Origin of the sequence: Pseudomonas sp. 1 R 17 (assembly GCF_900067035.1) — a bacterium.
GTDB classification, from domain to species: Bacteria; Pseudomonadota; Gammaproteobacteria; order Pseudomonadales; family Pseudomonadaceae; genus Aquipseudomonas; species Aquipseudomonas marginalis.
Genome location: NZ_FKLB01000053.1, coordinates 98598 through 115181, shown reverse-complemented (window position 1 = coordinate 115181; position 16584 = coordinate 98598). Strand labels below are relative to the sequence as shown.

Annotated in this window: 16 protein-coding genes and 1 tRNA gene; 9 read left to right on the top strand and 8 right to left on the bottom strand. The window is 60.3% G+C overall.

Features of this window, described 5'->3' with window-relative positions; all coding sequences use genetic code 11:
• Positions 1 to 13 precede the first annotated feature (13 nt).
• The 9 genes from tolB (at position 14) to nadA (ending at position 6977) form a co-directional block, all read left to right on the top strand.
• Positions 14 to 1294: a Tol-Pal system beta propeller repeat protein TolB gene (tolB, locus tag BFP99_RS18665; protein WP_043293513.1), complete on the top strand. Its 1281-nt coding sequence runs from the start codon at positions 14 to 16 to the stop codon at positions 1292 to 1294.
• 55 nt (positions 1295 to 1349) lie between these two features.
• Positions 1350 to 1850, top strand: coding sequence for a peptidoglycan-associated lipoprotein Pal (gene pal / locus BFP99_RS18660; protein ID WP_003209827.1), 501 nt, complete (start codon positions 1350 to 1352; stop codon positions 1848 to 1850).
• Positions 1851 to 1856: 6 nt separating this feature from the next.
• Complete coding sequence (ybgF, locus tag BFP99_RS18655) at positions 1857 to 2690, top strand: tol-pal system protein YbgF (RefSeq protein WP_065947882.1); 834 nt, start codon at positions 1857 to 1859, stop codon at positions 2688 to 2690.
• A 163-nt stretch (positions 2691 to 2853) separates the two neighbouring features.
• The gene (gene queE, locus BFP99_RS18650) at positions 2854 to 3501 is read left to right on the top strand and encodes a 7-carboxy-7-deazaguanine synthase QueE (RefSeq protein ID WP_027605545.1); all 648 of its coding nucleotides are present in this window, start codon (positions 2854 to 2856) and stop codon (positions 3499 to 3501) included.
• Position 3502: 1 nt separating this feature from the next.
• Positions 3503 to 4180: a 7-cyano-7-deazaguanine synthase QueC gene (gene queC / locus BFP99_RS18645; protein WP_065925898.1), complete on the top strand. Its 678-nt coding sequence runs from the start codon at positions 3503 to 3505 to the stop codon at positions 4178 to 4180.
• Positions 4181 to 4243: 63 nt separating this feature from the next.
• Positions 4244 to 4319: transfer RNA gene (locus tag BFP99_RS18640), tRNA-Lys, on the top strand.
• Between the two features lie 192 nt (positions 4320 to 4511).
• A complete protein-coding gene (locus BFP99_RS18635) occupies positions 4512 to 5090 on the top strand; it encodes an NAD(P)H-dependent oxidoreductase (RefSeq protein ID WP_065925899.1) in 579 nt (192 codons plus the stop codon).
• A 163-nt stretch (positions 5091 to 5253) separates the two neighbouring features.
• A complete protein-coding gene (locus BFP99_RS18630) occupies positions 5254 to 5637 on the top strand; it encodes a MerR family transcriptional regulator (RefSeq protein ID WP_065947881.1) in 384 nt (127 codons plus the stop codon).
• Positions 5638 to 5918: 281 nt separating this feature from the next.
• Positions 5919 to 6977, top strand: a complete 1059-nt coding sequence (nadA, locus tag BFP99_RS18625) for a quinolinate synthase NadA (protein WP_065925901.1) — start codon at positions 5919 to 5921, stop codon at positions 6975 to 6977.
• Positions 6978 to 7052: 75 nt separating this feature from the next.
• On the opposite strand, the gene BFP99_RS18620 is transcribed toward nadA, so the two are convergent.
• From BFP99_RS18620 to BFP99_RS18585, 8 genes are all read right to left on the bottom strand, one after another.
• Positions 7053 to 7541 carry an RDD family protein gene (locus tag BFP99_RS18620; RefSeq protein ID WP_065925902.1) on the bottom strand — a complete coding sequence of 163 codons (489 nt, stop codon included), beginning with the start codon at positions 7539 to 7541 and terminating at the stop codon, positions 7053 to 7055.
• A 94-nt stretch (positions 7542 to 7635) separates the two neighbouring features.
• The gene (locus tag BFP99_RS18615; RefSeq protein WP_014339904.1) at positions 7636 to 7848 is read right to left on the bottom strand and encodes a cold-shock protein; all 213 of its coding nucleotides are present in this window, start codon (positions 7846 to 7848) and stop codon (positions 7636 to 7638) included.
• Positions 7849 to 8241: 393 nt separating this feature from the next.
• Positions 8242 to 9366 carry a glycine cleavage system aminomethyltransferase GcvT gene (gene gcvT / locus BFP99_RS18610; protein WP_065925903.1) on the bottom strand — a complete coding sequence of 375 codons (1125 nt, stop codon included), beginning with the start codon at positions 9364 to 9366 and terminating at the stop codon, positions 8242 to 8244.
• A gap of 39 nt (positions 9367 to 9405) precedes the next feature.
• Positions 9406 to 10782 carry an L-serine ammonia-lyase gene (locus BFP99_RS18605; RefSeq protein ID WP_065947880.1) on the bottom strand — a complete coding sequence of 459 codons (1377 nt, stop codon included), beginning with the start codon at positions 10780 to 10782 and terminating at the stop codon, positions 9406 to 9408.
• Positions 10783 to 10941: 159 nt separating this feature from the next.
• Complete coding sequence (gcvP, locus tag BFP99_RS18600; RefSeq protein ID WP_065947879.1) at positions 10942 to 13782, bottom strand: aminomethyl-transferring glycine dehydrogenase; 2841 nt, start codon at positions 13780 to 13782, stop codon at positions 10942 to 10944.
• Positions 13783 to 13792: 10 nt separating this feature from the next.
• Positions 13793 to 14176: a glycine cleavage system protein GcvH gene (gene gcvH / locus BFP99_RS18595; protein ID WP_027605554.1), complete on the bottom strand. Its 384-nt coding sequence runs from the start codon at positions 14174 to 14176 to the stop codon at positions 13793 to 13795.
• A gap of 308 nt (positions 14177 to 14484) precedes the next feature.
• Positions 14485 to 15993 (bottom strand): sigma-54-dependent transcriptional regulator, encoded by a 1509-nt coding sequence (locus BFP99_RS18590; RefSeq protein WP_065925906.1) that lies wholly within the window; start codon positions 15991 to 15993, stop codon positions 14485 to 14487.
• A 210-nt stretch (positions 15994 to 16203) separates the two neighbouring features.
• Complete coding sequence (locus tag BFP99_RS18585; protein WP_065947878.1) at positions 16204 to 16566, bottom strand: DUF5064 family protein; 363 nt, start codon at positions 16564 to 16566, stop codon at positions 16204 to 16206.
• Positions 16567 to 16584 lie beyond the last annotated feature (18 nt).

Genomic DNA, 16584 nt, shown 5'->3' with positions numbered 1-16584 from the left:
CCTTCTTCGAGGAATGCTTGTCGTTATTTGCTGTATGGCAGGGATAGCGGCGGCGGATGAAAAGAACATCCTGGTCACCAGCGGCAGCGATCGGGCCACCCCGATCGCGGTAGTGCCGTTTGGCTGGCAGGGCGGCAGCGTGCTGCCGGACGACATGGCCCAGATCGTCAGCGACGACCTGCGCAATTCCGGTTACTACGCACCGATTCCGAAAGGCAACATGATCAGCCAGCCGACCCAGGCCAGCGAAGTCATCTTCCGTGATTGGAAAGCGGTGGGCGCGCAGTACCTGATGGTCGGCAGCATCACGCCGGCCGGCGGTCGCCTGCAGATCCAGTACACCTTGTTCAACGTGGCCACTGAGCAGCAGGTCCTGACCGGCAGCGTATCGGGTACCGCCGAACAACTGCGCGACATGGCCCACTACATCTCGGACCAGTCGTTTGAAAAACTCACCGGTATCAAGGGGGCGTTCTCGACACGCCTGCTTTATGTAACGGCCGAGCGTTTCTCCGTAGACAACACTCGCTACACCCTGCAGCGTTCGGACTACGACGGTGCGCGGGCAGTGACCTTGCTGCAATCCCGTGAGCCAATCCTGTCGCCGCGCTTCGCGCCGGACGGCAAGCGTATTGCCTACGTGTCTTTCGAACAGAAGCGTCCGCGTATCTTCGTCCAGCACATCGATACTGGCCGTCGTGAGCAGATCACCAACTTTGAAGGCCTCAACGGTGCACCGGCCTGGTCGCCGGATGGTTCGCGCCTGGCATTCGTACTGTCCAAGGACGGCAACCCGGACATCTACGTGATGAACATGGCTTCGCGCCAGATCAGCCGCGTGACCAGCGGTCCTGGTATCAACACCGAACCGTTCTGGGGCAAGGATGGTTCGACCATCTACTTCACCTCGGACCGCGGCGGCAAGCCACAGATCTACAAGACCAGCGTTGGCGGTGGGGGCGCGGAACGCGTGACCTTTATCGGTAACTACAACGCCAATCCTAAGCTTTCGGCTGATGAAAAGACGTTGGTGATGATTCACCGTCAGGATGGTTTCACTAATTTCCGGGTTGCGGCCCAGGATTTGCAGCGTGGAACGGTAAAAATCCTCACAGATACCAACCTTGATGAGTCAGCTACTGTTGCGCCCAACGGCACCATGGTAATCTACGCCACCCGCCAGCAGGGCCGGGGAGTCTTGATGCTCGTGTCCATTAATGGACGCGTAAGGCTCCCGCTTCCTACCGCACAAGGCGAAGTCAGAGAACCGTCCTGGTCCCCTTACCTGAACTGACGCGGCGCTACAAAAAGAAGTACTTAACACACTGGGGTTCATTAGGAGTTTCACGATGGAAATGCTGAAGTTTGGTAAGTTTGCTGCTCTGGCTCTGGCTCTGTCCGTAGCCGTTGGTTGCTCGTCTAAAGGCGGCGACAATGCCGGTGAAGGCGCAGCTGTTGATCCAAACGCTGGTTACGGCGCTAACACTGGTGCAGTTGACGGCTCCCTGAGCGAAGAAGCTGCTCTGCGCGCTATCACCACTTTCTACTTCGAATACGACAGTTCGGACCTGAAACCAGAAGCCATGCGCGCTCTGGACGTTCACGCGAAGGACCTGAAAGCTAACGGCGCTCGCGTTGTTCTGGAAGGTAACACTGACGAACGTGGTACTCGTGAGTACAACATGGCACTGGGCGAGCGTCGTGCGAAAGCCGTTCAGCGCTACCTGGTACTGCAAGGTGTTGCTCCAGGCCAACTGGAACTGGTTTCCTACGGTAAAGAGCGTCCAGTTGCTACTGGCCACGACGAGCAGTCCTGGGCTCAAAACCGTCGCGTCGAACTGCGTAAGTAATTCGTCATGCGAACGTGCCGTCGTGCTCTAACTGTATTGGCTCTCAGCCTCGCCCCGCTTGCGGTGTGGGCTGCGGTTCCTGTGGAAGATAGCAACTCTGGCTATAACAATAGCGGGAGCAGTTATCCGCCAGCGGGTTATGGCACGAATGGCGCCTATGCTGGGGGGGCGGCTACGTCCGCTCCCTCGGCACAGGGCGAACTGTTCAACCAGCTGCAACGCATGCAGGATCAATTGGCGCAGCAACAAGGCACCATTGAAGTTCTGCAAAATGAGGTGCGTCAGCTGAAGCAGGAAGGCCTGGAGCGTTACCAGGATCTTGATCGACGTATAGGAGCCGGTGTTACACCTGCCGCTACTCCTGATAATTCTTCTGCCGGTGGCGCGCCCAGCGCGGCTATCGGTGGTGCAGCAGGGGCCGCCGCTGCGAGCCAAGCCCCTGCCGCCAGCAGTGAACCGGGTGATCCGGCGAAGGAAAAGCTGTATTACGATGCAGCCTTCGACCTGATCAAGGCCAAGGATTTCGATAAGGCCAGCAAAGCCTTTACCGCCTTCCTGGGCCGCTACCCAAACAGCCAGTACGCGGGCAACGCCCAATACTGGTTGGGCGAGGTGAATCTGGCAAAGGGTGATCTGCAGGGGGCGGGCCAGGCATTTGCCAAGGTCAGCCAGCTGTACCCCAAGCACGCCAAGGTGCCCGACTCGCTGTATAAACTCGCTGACGTAGAACGCCGCCTGGGTCATACCGACAAGGTCAAAGGCATTCTGCAGCAGGTCGTAGCCCAATATCCGGGTACCTCCGCTGCACAGTTGGCCCAACGGGATCTGCAACGCTTGTAAGCGATGCAGCCGTTTAGAAGAAACCCGCGCCTGGCGCGGGTTTTTTCGTTAGAATCCACGCCCTTTTATGACACACGCTTCCTGGGGCCTACGCGTTGGCGGGGTTCCTTGAAGTGCCTGACGGAGGCGGACAGCCTGTTTAGCTGTTACGCCCGTGGCGACTATGCAAGACACATTACGCATCACCGAAGTTTTTTACTCGTTACAGGGTGAAACGCGAACCGCTGGCCTGCCCACGGTTTTTGTGCGCCTGACCGGTTGCCCCTTGCGTTGCCAATACTGTGACAGCGCCTACGCCTTCAGTGGCGGCACTGTGCGCACCCTCGAAGACATCCTGGAGCAGGTTGCCGGCTACCGGCCCCGCTACGTCTGTGTAACGGGTGGCGAGCCCCTGGCCCAGCCCAACGCCATCCCCTTGCTCAAACAGCTGTGTGATGCCGGTTACGAGGTCTCCCTGGAAACCAGTGGGGCCCTGGATATTTCCGCTGTAGACCCGCGTGTCAGCCGAGTGGTTGACCTCAAGACGCCGGGCTCCAAGGAAGTGCACCGCAACCGCTACGAGAACATCGAACTGCTGACGCCCAACGATCAGGTCAAGTTCGTGATTTGTTCCCGTGAAGACTACGACTGGGCCAATTCCAAGCTGATCCAGTACGGCCTTGACCGCCGTGCCGGTGAGGTATTGTTCTCTCCCAGCCACCACGACCTGAACGCGCGCGATCTGGCCGACTGGGTGGTTGCCGATAACCTGCCCGTACGCCTGCAATTGCAGCTGCATAAATACCTGTGGAACGACGAACCGGGGCGCTGAGATGACTGATCAAAAGCGCGCGGTCATCCTGCTGTCAGGTGGCCTCGATTCCGCAACGCTAGTGGCCATGGTTCGCGCCGAAGGTTACAGCTGTTACACCATGAGCTTCGACTACGGTCAGCGCCACCGCGCCGAGCTGGATGCAGCCGCCCGTGTGGCCCGAGACTTGGGCGTGGTCGAACACAAGGTGATTGGCCTGAACCTCGACGGCATGGGTGGCTCGGCCTTGACCGACAGCACTATCGACGTCCCAGAGGCCCCCACCCAAGGCATCCCGGTTACCTACGTACCGGCACGCAACACCGTGTTCCTGTCCCTGGCCCTGGGCTGGGCGGAGGTTCTGAGTGCCCGTGACATCTTCATCGGGGTTAACGCGCTTGATTACAACGGCTACCCGGACTGCCGCCCCGAATACGTCGAGTCGTTCGAGCGTATGGCCAATTTGGCGACAAAAGCCGGGGTAGAAGGGCAGGGTTTCCGGATCCAGGCACCGCTGCAAAACCTGAGCAAGGCCGCTATCGTGAAGGCTGGCGTAGGACTCGGTGTCGATTACTCGCTGACAGTTTCCTGCTATCAGGCAGACGATGACGGCCGTGCCTGTGGGAAATGCGACAGCTGCCGGCTGCGTGCAGAGGGCTTCCAGATGGCCGGAATTACGGACCCGACGCGTTATTTCTGATTTATTTCAAATAAGGTGTTGAATAATCCTTAGAAATCAGTATTATACGCGCCACCACACAGCGGGTCGTTAGCTCAGTTGGTAGAGCAGTTGGCTTTTAACCAATTGGTCGTAGGTTCGAATCCCACACGACCCACCATTTTTGGCGGTTTAGAAAATCCGGAAGGCCCACGCAAGTGAGGATTTCCGGGTTTTTTTTTGCCTGCGATTTGGTGCTTACCTGCCGGTGCGCAATGCACCCAAGCTATACCAGCATTTGGCAAACCTCCCTGTTGACTCTCCTGTTACGGGCACACCCTATCCTGCCCGCTCGACTTTTCAGGATGAAGTGATGATGAGCAAGCGAGTACTGGTGATTCTGGGGCACCCCTCAACCGACAGTTTCTGTGGGGCATTGACCGACACCTATGTGAAGGCGGCCACAGAGGCCGGGCACGATGTGCGTCTGTTACGCCTGGATGCACTGCGGTTTGATCCAGTGCTGCACGATGGCTACAAACAGGTTCAGTTGCTGGAGCCCGATCTGCTCAAGGCCCAGGCCGATATCACGTGGGCTGAGCACCTGGCGTTTGTCTATCCCATCTGGTGGGGCGGAATTCCGGCCCTGATGAAAGGCTTCTTCGATCGAATATTCCTTCCCGGATTTGCCTTCAAGTATCGCGAAGGCAAAGCCTTTCCCGACAAGCTTTTGAAGGGGCGCACGGCCCACCTGCTGGTCACGATGGATACCCCGCCGTGGTACTACAAGTGGGTCTACTGCATGCCGGGCCTGCACCAGATGCGCAAGACTACCCTGGAGTTCTGCGGCATCAAACCATTGAAGACCCTCACGTTCGGGCCGATCCTCGGTTCCGGCGACTCCCAGCGCGAAGCCTGGCTCAAGCAAGCCCAGGCTATTGCTTGCCGCTGACATAGCCGTTGCACAGCATCGCCTTGCAGCAGGCGATGCCGGCTTTATCCCTGCCAATTACACTGCCTTTTGCCACCTTCGGGTTTCCGACCCCGTAGACATGTGTGAAGATGCGGCGCGCCAAAGTACGCGCCTCTTCTGCGCCATAAAAAAGGACTTTTACATGTATATCGGCAAAGCTGCCCAGTTGTCGGGCACGACAGTCAAGACGATCCGCCACTATGAAGACATTGGTTTGCTGCCGCCGCCGGTGCGCGAAGGGAAGTATCGGGTCTATAGCCAGCAAAGCGTTGAGCTGCTGACGTTTATCAAATGCGCTCAGCAGTTGGGCTTCAAGCTCAAGGAAATGCAGGCGATCCTTCAGGATCACCGGGGCCAGGAGCTGCCGTGGGATTTGGCCAACCAGGCGATTGCGGATAAAAAGCTCGAGCTGAAAGCCCAGATCGAAGGGCTGCAAAACATCTACGACGGTCTTGAGCAGTTCGAAAGCAACCTCAAGGACGCCCGGTACCAATGCCAGTTTGAGCCTCTTTCCAAAACGGTCTGAACGAACTTGCTGCATGAACACTGCCCGCTGACGGCTATGTGCTTGAGGTGATGTCTGAAGGCGGGGGAGACCCAAGGTACCATTGCGGTTTTTTAATCGACAGGCACACGCGTCAAAGCCAGATTAGGCTTTTGAAACCATTGGATATTCTGTAGCCTTGCGCAGCTTCACCTTTACCCGTGCTTGATGAACACAATCACTTCGTCCGGCGGCGCCCGAAGGGCTCCAGAGCCGGTGGTACACTCGACTTTCGCGCTACTGCGCCTGCAGGTCTTGCGAACATGACGCACATTTCCGAACGCCTACTGGTTCAAGCCCACCTCGACGCCAAGCAGCCCAAGGCCCTCAGCGCCGAGGAAGAGGCGAGCCTGCGTGCCGCCATTGCTGCCGAGCTCAAGGCTCAGGACGCGGTGCTGGTTGCCCACTTCTATTGCGATCCGGTGATCCAGGCCCTGGCCGAAGAAACCGGCGGCTGTGTCTCCGACTCCCTGGAAATGGCCCGCTTCGGCGCAGCCCACCCGGCCAAGACCGTACTGGTCGCCGGTGTACGTTTCATGGGCGAGACCGCCAAAATCCTCACCCCCGAAAAACGCATCCTCATGCCGACCCTGGAAGCCACCTGCTCCCTGGACCTGGGGTGTCCGGTGGATGAGTTTTCGGCGTTCTGCGACCAGCATCCCGAACGCACCGTGGTGGTGTATGCCAACACCTCGGCGGCGGTCAAGGCCCGGGCCGATTGGGTGGTGACCTCCAGCTGTGCGCTGGAAATCGTCGAAAGCCTGATGGACAACGGCGAGACCATCATCTGGGGCCCGGACAAGCACCTGGGTACCTACATCCAGCGCCAGACCGGCGCCGACATGCTGCTGTGGGACGGTGCGTGCATCGTCCACGAGGAGTTCAAGTCCAAGCAGTTGGAAGACATGAAGGCGCTGTACCCGGACGCAGCGATCCTGGTGCACCCGGAATCGCCGACCTCGGTGATCGAACTGGCCGACGCGGTGGGCTCCACCAGCCAATTGATTGCGGCGGCACAGCGGCTGCCGAACAAGACCTTCATCGTGGCGACCGACCGCGGCATCTTCTACAAGATGCAGCAGCTGTGCCCGGACAAGGTCTTCGTCGAAGCGCCCACGGCCGGTAACGGCGCCGCGTGCCGCAGTTGCGCACACTGCCCGTGGATGGCGATGAATACGCTGGAGCGCACGCTGCAGTGCCTGCGTGAGGGCAGTAACGAGATATTCGTCGAGCCGTCGGTGATTCCTCACGCCGTGCGACCGCTCAAGCGCATGCTGGATTTCACCCAGGCTGCGCGCCTGAGGCTGGCCGGTAACGCCTGAATCGAGGCGAGCTCGGTTGAAAATGTGGGAGGGGGCAAGCCCCTTCCCACATTTTGATCTCCAATAAGAAGGGTATTATTTCTTTTGCTTCGGGATGCGCACCAACTGCGTATCCGAGTAGATGTCATGCCAGCTGCGTTTGTGCTTGTCGAACAACGACCAGACAAACCCCAGCCCCACGCACAACCATGACGCAATCGACACCACAAAGCGCAACAGCGCCTGCCACAGGCTGATCCGCGAGCCGTCGGCGTTTTGCACGCGCACGCCCCAGACCTGCATGCCCAGGGTTTGCCCGGAATGGGTCCAGAACTTGGCAAAGAAACCAAACAGCACAAAGAACAGAATCGTCGACAGCAGCGGGTCACCGTCCAGTGCGCCGGATTCGGTGAGGGTGCGCATCCTGGCTTCGCCCACGAACGCGATCCATACCAGCTTGTAGATAAACGCGGTGACGATCAGCAGCGCGGTGCACAACAGGAAGTCATAGAACATCGCTGCCAGGCGACGGCCCAGGCCAACGGCGGGGAACTCGCCTTGGGGACTCAGCAAGGGTTTGGACATGGCAGGGCTCTCAGAGGAAAAAAATCATTTTACGGAATAGCGCCCATAAAAAAGCCCCTGATGTCATGTCAGGGGCTTTTTGTCGCAGGAAGGATCAGCCTTCTGCTTGTACTTCGTCAGCCTGCATGCCTTTCTGGCCTTGAACTGCAACGAAGGTGACCTTCTGGCCTTCCTTCAGGCTTTTGAAGCCGTTGCCTTGAATAGCGCGGAAATGCACGAACAGATCCGGACCGCTTTCTGGAGTGATAAAACCAAACCCTTTCTCGTCGTTAAACCACTTGACGGTACCGCTCTGACGATCAGCCATTTTCTTATTTCCTTGACGCTAAAAATTAATGACAGCCCCTTTCACATGAAAGAGTACTGGGCTGGGTTGCAGGAAAGTAAGAGACGTCGAACGGGTTGTAGCACAACTACTTCAGCTACTGCCCAGGTCCAGGTTCCAAGCGACCCATGCAAACACAGTGGGCAAACTCTACGCCAACTAATGGAGAAAAAACAAGCCCTGGCAAAAGCCCAGGTTTTGCTCGGCCTCATGACACTTCGTTGAATAATGTGGAACCGACTTATTCGATAGAATGGGTCACTTGTTATAGGTTAATTCCTATAATAATGCCTATCGTTGCTGCACTGTTTTATGGCGGTTGCGTTACAGATTAGTGCACGTTAACGCAACCGCGTTACTTATAGGAACAGTCAATCAGCCACGATAGTAACGTTGCGGCACAAATGGCATTTTGCTTACACGAAGTGGCACTTTTTTCCCACGCACCAACGCAGAGACTTCGGTGTCCAGTGCGGTGAATGCGCTGTCCAGGTAACCCATGGCCAGTGGGCCACCCAGGCTCGGGCCAAAGCCACCGCTGCACACGCTGCCGATCACGCTGCCGTGTTCGTCGACGATCTCTGCGCCTTCACGTACGGGTGTGCGTTCCTGGGGCAGCAGGCCTACGCGCTTGCGGCTTACACCGGTTTGCTGCTGGGTGAAGATGCGGTCGGCACCCGGGAAGCCACCGGCACGCGCACCGTCGGTGCGTCGGGCCTTGGAGATTGCCCACAAGAGGCTGGCTTCGATCGGGGTGGTCTCAGTGTTCATGTCGTGGCCGTACAGGCACAGGCCGGCTTCCAGGCGCAGCGAGTCACGGGCGCCCAGGCCGATGGCCTGCACTTCGTCCTCGGCCAGCAGGCTGCGCGCCAGGCTTTCGGCGCTGGCGGCAGGCACGGAGATTTCAAAACCGTCTTCACCGGTGTAGCCCGAGCGGCTGACGTAGCAGTCCACGCCCAGCAGGCGCACCGGGGCGAATTGCATGAAGGTCATCCGGGTGACTTCCGGGGCCAGGCGCGCCAATACCTTCACTGCGGCCGGGCCTTGCAGGGCCAGCAGCGCGCGTTCTTCGAACAGCGGCTCGATGCGGCACTGCTCGCCGATATGCTGGCGCAGGTGCGCCAGGTCCTGGTCCTTGCAGGCCGCGTTGACTACCAGGAACAGTTCGTCGTTACCCAGGTTCGCCACCATCAGGTCGTCGAGGATGCCGCCCTGGTCATTGGTGAACATGGCGTAGCGCTGCATGCCGACCGGCAGGTCGATGATGTCGACCGGCACCAGGGTTTCCAGGGCCTTTGCGGCATTGGCGCCGGTCAGGCGGATCTGGCCCATGTGGGACACGTCGAACAGCCCGGCCTGTTCACGGGTGTGCAGGTGCTCCTTCATCACGCCCAGTGGGTATTGCACCGGCATGTCGTAGCCGGCGAAGGGCACCATGCGTGCACCCAGCTCGAGGTGCAGGGCGTGCAATGGGGTTTTCAACAGGGTTTCGGTGGACATGTTCAGCTCCTGAAAAACGTGCCGGCGCGCCTTTAGGCGTCAGCACTCGATAATGTTGACCGCTAAACCGCCACGGGCGGTTTCCTTGTATTTGCTTTTCATGTCGGCGCCGGTCTGGCGCATGGTGCGGATGACCTTGTCCAGCGAGACGAAGTGTTGCCCGTCGCCACGCAAGGCCATGCGCACCGCATTGATGGCCTTCACCGAGCCCATGGCATTGCGCTCGATGCAGGGCACCTGCACCAGCCCGCCAATCGGGTCGCAGGTCAGGCCGAGGTTGTGTTCCATGCCGATCTCGGCGGCGTTTTCCACCTGGGAAACCGTACCGCCCAATACTTCGCACAACGCGCCAGCGGCCATGGAGCAGGCCACGCCGACTTCACCCTGGCAACCGACTTCGGCCCCGGAGATCGACGCGTTTTCCTTGTACAGAATCCCGATGGCGGCGGCGGTGAGCAGAAAGCGCACCACGCCGTCTTCATTCGCGCCGGGGATAAAGCGCATGTAGTAATGCAGCACCGCCGGCACAATCCCGGCCGCGCCGTTGGTGGGCGCCGTGACCACGCGCCCGCCGTTGGCGTTTTCTTCGTTGACGGCCAGGGCGTACAGGTTGACCCAGTCCAGCACCGACAACGGGTCGCGCAGGGCCGACTCCGGGTTCTTGCACAACTGGCGATGCAAGGCGGCGGCACGACGCTTGACCTTCAGGCCGCCGGGCAAGATGCCTTCGTTGCGACAGCCGGCTGCCACGCAGTCCTGCATCACCTGCCAGATCTTCAACAGGCCGGCACGGGTTTCCGCTTCCGGGCGCCAGGCACTTTCATTGGTCAGCATCACCTGGCTGATGGACAGACCGTAGGTGGTGCAATGGCCGAGCAAGTCCTTGGCATGCTTGAACGGGAACGTCAGTGGGGTGGCGTCTTCGACGATCCGGTCCGCACCGGCGGCGTCTTCATCCACCACAAAACCGCCGCCCACCGAGTAGTACTCGCGGCTGCGGATCTGGATACCCGCCGCATCAAAGGCACGAAAAATCATGCCGTTGGGGTGGTAGGCCAGGGGTTTGCGAATCATCGCCAGGTGTTCTTTCTCGTTGAACGCAATGCTGTGTTCGCCGAGCAGGTTCAAGCGACCGTCGCCGCGCATCTGCGCCAGGCGTGCGGCCACGGTTTCGGTGTTCACGGTGTCCGGGTGTTCGCCTTCCAGGCCCAGCAGCACGGCCTTGTCGCTGCCGTGGCCTTTGCCGGTGGCGCCGAGGGAGCCATAGAGTTCCACCTTGATGCCGGTGGTGGCGCTCAGCAGGTTGTCACGCTTGAGGCCCTCGACGAACCGAGCGGCCGCACGCATGGGGCCGACGGTGTGGGAACTGGAGGGGCCGATGCCAATCTTGAACAGGTCGAACACGCTTAAAGACATGAGTTGTTCTCCGGTTTCTTGTTATGTATTGGGTGGTACTCGGTCAATGTGGGAGGGGGCTTGCTCCCGATGGCAGTGTGTCAGTCAACAGAGATGTTGAATGTAAAACCGCCATCGGGAGCAAGCCCCCTCCCACATTTGATTGAGTTCAGCCTCAGGTTACGCGTAGCTCTCGATTGAAGGGCATGCGCATACGAGATTGCGATCACCAAACACATTGTCAACCCGGCCAACCGGTGGCCAGTACTTGCCTTCGATCAACGAAGCGACCGGGTACACCGCTTGTTCACGGCTGTATGGGTGGCTCCATTCGCCAACCAGTTCCGCCGCGGTGTGTGGTGCGTTTTTCAGCGGGTTGTCGTCCTTGTCCAGGGTGCCGTTTTCCACCGCGCGGATTTCTTCGCGGATGGCGATCATCGCGTCGCAGAAGCGGTCCAGTTCTTCCTTGGACTCGCTTTCGGTCGGCTCGATCATCAGCGTACCCGCCACCGGGAACGACATGGTCGGGGCGTGGAAGCCAAAGTCGATCAGGCGCTTGGCCACGTCATCCACGCTGATGCCGCTGCTGTCCTTCAGCGGGCGCAGGTCGAGGATGCATTCGTGCGCCACCAGGCCGTTGCTGCCGGTGTACAGCACGGGGTAGTGCTCTTCGAGCCGACGGGAAATGTAGTTGGCATTCAGGATCGCCAGCTGCGACGCGCGCTTGAGGCCTGCGCCGCCCATCATGCTGATGTACATCCAGGTGATCGGCAGGATGCTTGCACTGCCGAACGGTGCCGCACACACCGCGCCTTCCTTGCGCGCCATGGCCGCGTGGCCGGGCAGGAAGGGCGTGAGGTGGGACTTGACGCCAATCGGGCCAACGCCCGGGCCGCCACCGCCGTGGGGGATGCAGAAGGTCTTGTGCAAATTCAGGTGGGACACGTCGCCGCCGAACTTACCCGGTGCGCACAGGCCAACCATCGCGTTCATGTTGGCGCCGTCGATGTACACCTGGCCGCCGTTGTCGTGGATGATCCCGCAGATTTCGCGGATACCTTCTTCGAACACGCCGTGGGTGGACGGGTAGGTAATCATCAGCGCGGCGAGGTGCTCACGGTGCTCGATGGCCTTGGCGCGCAGGTCTTCGATGTCGACGTTGCCACGGGCGTCGCAGGCGGTAACCACCACACGCATGCCGGCCATGTTGGCGGTGGCCGGGTTGGTGCCGTGGGCCGACGATGGGATCAGGCAGATGTCGCGACGTGCTTCGCCACGGCTCTGGTGATAGGCACGGATGGCCAACAGGCCGGCGTACTCGCCCTGGGAACCGGCGTTCGGCTGCAGGGAGATCGCGTCATACCCGGTGGCCGCGCAGAGCATGGCCTCCAGGTCGGAGGTCAGTTGCAGGTAGCCGGCGCTTTGCTCGGCCGGGGCGAACGGGTGCAGGGCACCGAACTCGGCCCAGGTCACCGGGATCATTTCACTGGCGGCGTTGAGCTTCATGGTGCACGAGCCCAGCGGGATCATGGTGCGGTCCAGGGCCAGGTCCTTGTCCGCCAGCTTGCGCAGGTAGCGCATCAGCTCGGTTTCCGAGTGATAACGGTTGAACACCGGATGGCTGAGGATCGGTGACTGGCGCAGCAATGCGTCGGGCAGGCGGCTGTCCACCGTGGCGTTGACGTCCGGCAGGGCTTTGCCATTGGCAAAGATCGTCCACAGGGTTTCGATATCGCCTTGGGTGGTGGTTTCGTCGACCGAAAGGCCAACCCGCCCGGCGTCCACCACGCGCAGGTTGATGCGCTGGGCGCGGGCCTTGTCGTGCAGCGCAGCGGTGTCGGCGCCGGTGTGCAGGGTCAGGGTGTCGAAGAAGTGTGCCTGCTCGACCTTGAGGCCCAGCGCGGTCAAGCCCTTGGCGAGCATCGCGGTCAGCTGGTGAATGCGCTTGGCGATCTGGGTCAGGCCCTTGGGCCCGTGGTACACGGCATACATGCTGGCGATGTTGGCGAGCAGCACTTGCGCGGTGCAGATGTTGCTGGTGGCTTTCTCGCGGCGGATATGTTGCTCGCGGGTCTGCATGGCCAGGCGCAGGGCCGGCTTGCCGAAGCGGTCTACCGACACACCGACCAGACGCCCCGGCATGTCGCGCTTGAACGCATCCTTGGTGGAGAAGTACGCCGCGTGCGGGCCACCGAAGCCCAGCGGCACGCCGAAGCGTTGCGCGCTGCCGATTGCCACATCGGCGCCGAACTCACCCGGCGGGGCCAGCAGGGTCAGGGCCAACAGATCGGCAGCCACGGCCACCAGGGCGTTGGCGGTATGGAAACGCTCGGTCAGCGCGCGGTAGTCGAACACGTCACCGTTGCTGGCCGGGTATTGCAGCAGGGCGCCGAAGAACCGGCTGACATCGGTCAGTTCGCGCTCATCGCCGACCACCACGTCGATGCCCAGCGGCTCGGCACGGGTGCGCAGTACGTCGAGGGTTTGCGGGTGGCTGTGGACCGAGGCGAAGAAGGCGTTGCTGCCCTTGTTCTTGCTCAGGCGCTTGCAGAAGGTCATGGCTTCGGCGGCGGCGGTGGCTTCATCGAGCAGCGAGGCGTTGGCGATCGGCAGGCCGGTGAGGTCGCTGATCAGGGTCTGGAAGTTCAGCAGCGCTTCCAGGCGGCCTTGGGAAATTTCTGGCTGGTAGGGGGTGTAGGCGGTGTACCAGGCCGGGTTTTCCAGGAGGTTGCGCAGGATCGGCGACGGCGTATGGCAGTTGTAGTAGCCCTGGCCGATGTAGGTCTTGAACAGTTGGTTCTGGCTGGCAATGGCCTTGATCCTGGCCAGGGCCTCGGCTTCGCCCAGGCCGTCTTCCAGGCCGAGCACGCTGGTGCCCTTGATGCTTTCCGGGATCACGCTGGCGCTCAGGGCTTCCAGGGAATCGAAGCCCAGGCTGGCGAGCATCCGCTGCTCATCTTCCTGGCGCGGGCCGATGTGGCGGGCGATGAACTCATTGGCGGTGCTGAGATTGATGGTCATGGCGCGCTCCTCAGGCTTCGGCGTTGGCTTTGATCAGGCGGTCGTACGCGTCCTGATCCAACAGTTTAGCTACCGCACCGGCATCGGCCGGTTTAAAGCGGAAGAACCAGCCTTCGCCCAGCGGGTCTTCGTTGACCAGTTCCGGGCTGCCATCGAGCTTGGCGTTCACTTCCAGCACTTCACCGTCCAACGGCATGTACACGCCGCTGGCGGCCTTGACCGATTCAACCGTGGACGCTTCAGCGCCCTTGTCATAGGCCTGCAACTCCGGCAGTTGCACGAAAACCACATCACCGAGCGCGTTCTGCGCGAAAGCGGTGATACCCACGGTGACGCTGCCGTCAGCTTCGGCGCGCAGCCATTCGTGATCTTCAGTGAAACGCAACTCGCTCATGGAAACTCCTCAGGGCCAGAATCGTCTGGTGGGCGGGATTGGAATAATGGGGAGTTGCTTAGCAATATCGCGGCCAACCTTATTAATCCGTTATAAATCAATAAGTTAATAAATATGGGTATAGGCTTATGCGGTTTAGCTGTAGCGATTTCGCTACAGTCAGGTCGGGGAAAAAAAGCCTATGTGGATCAAAGCCTTGCATGGCGCGCAAAAAGCAGGGCTGTAGCGAAATCGTTCCACTGTAGCGCTTTCAGTACAGCGGATGTCGTTCTCAGACCAAAACTTGGAAATGCATTCCATGCAGCGAGTCAGGGCTTGTTTGGAATGCCGTACTTGCGCAAGCGGTGGGCGATGGCGGTGTGTGAGGTTTGCAGGCGGCTGGCCAACTGCCGGGTCGAGGGGTAACTGACGTAGAGTTTCTCCAGCAGGCTGCGCTCGAAGTCCTCGACGGCCTGTTCCAGGCTATCGACTTCGCCGTCGTTCTGGCGGGCCACGGAGGTGCCGGCGATGTCCAGGTCACCGATGTCCACCAGGCTGCTTTCGCAGATGGCGGCGGCGCGGAAGATCACGTTCTGCAACTGGCGCACATTGCCCGGCCAGCGGTTGCCCAACAGCGCCGGATAGGTGCCGGGCGCCAGGCGGCACACCGGGCGCTGGATCTGCGCACAGGCCTGTTGCATGAAGTAGCGGGCCAACAGCAGGATGTCCTGGCCGCGCTCACGCAGGGGCGGCACTTCGACGTTGAGCACGTTGAGGCGGTAGAACAGGTCTTCGCGGAAGGTACCTTCGCTGACCATTTTTTCCAGGTCGCGGTGGGTGGCGCTGAGGATGCGCACATTGACCTTCACTTCGCGGTCGCCGCCGACCCGGCGGAAGCTGCCGTCGTTGAGAAAACGCAGCAGCTTGGCTTGCAAATAGGGCGACATTTCGCCGATTTCATCGAGAAACACCGTGCCCTGGTTGGCCAGCTCCATCAGCCCCGGCTTGCCGCCGCGTTGGGCGCCGGTAAAGGCGCCGGGGGCGTAGCCGAACAATTCACTTTCGGCGAGATTCTCCGGCAGCGCCGCGCAGTTCAGCGCCAAAAACGGCGCACTGTGGCGCGCGCTGATGGCATGGCAGGCCCGCGCCACCAACTCCTTGCCGGTGCCGGTTTCGCCCTGGATCAACAGCGGCGCATCGAGCGCGGCCACCCGTTGTGCGCGTGCCTTGAGGGTGCGGATCACCGGGGATTCGCCCAGCAGCGCATCAAAGCCTTCGGCATGATCGTGGTGCAGCGCCGACAGTTGTTCGCCGATGCGGTTGGGTTGGTACAGGGTGAGCAGGGCGCCGGCATCGGTGATCGGCGTGGCGTCGAGCAAAAGCGTCTGGCCGTTGACGCTGATTTCACGCAAGGGCAGGCGAAAGCCGTTTTCCAGCAAGGTGTCCAGCAAGGCCGAGTCATTGAACAGCTCGGCGATACTTTCCCCGGCCGGTTCGCGACCGTACAGCGCGATCAGCGCCGGGTTGGCCAGCAGGATCTTGCCCGCGCTGTCCAGGGCCAGCACCGGGTCGGTCATGGCCGCCAGCAGGGCGTCGAGTTGCAGGTGGCGGCGTTGGCCGGGAAGGATGTCCACCACCGTCACCGCTTGTACGCCGTGCACGCTGAACAGCGCGTCACGCAGCTCTTCGAGCACGTCGGCGCTGAGGGTCGGCGCATCGATATAGACGTTGGGCGGCACCATTTCCACCGCATCCAGGTTGAGATTGCGCCCACCGAGCAAGGCCAGGACTTCCTGGGTAATGCCGACGCGGTCGATGAAGCTGACGTGGATACGCATGGGGCGCTTAGCAGTTCTGGAGAGTGGGAGGCGGCAAGTATGCCTTGGAGCGGGGCACAGGTGAAATCTGACAAATAATGGAGATCAAAATGTGGGAGGGGGCTTGCTCCCGATGGCGGTGTGTCAGCTGAAAATAAGCTGACTGACACCCTGCTATCGGGAGCAAGCCCCCTCCCACATTTTGCACAGTGTTGTGTCAGTCCTACCGGGTTATTCCAAGTGTTCAGGTTTGATCGGGTCCCCGGATTTCACATCCAGTTGATGCCGTACATCCTCGAACATCAGGTCGTACTGTTTGTGCATCGAGCCATTGAGCACTGCCATTTTCGGCATCCCATACTTCTGCGCGATGTTCATCGCATGCCGGGCAAAGTCGAATGCCTGGTCCTTGGGCAAGAAGAACTCTTCCTTGAGGTCCTTGCCCTGCACCGAGCCGTGCAGCTTGAACAGCATGCCCTTGCCTTCCCTTGGGTCCTGGCTGACTTCGTAGTCGATACACAGGTTGTAGCTGTAGTCGTCCTTGTTCAGCGCGTGACGTTCGACGTGCAGGTGACCGGGTTCAAAGGTGGCCATAGGCGTATCTCCTCTACT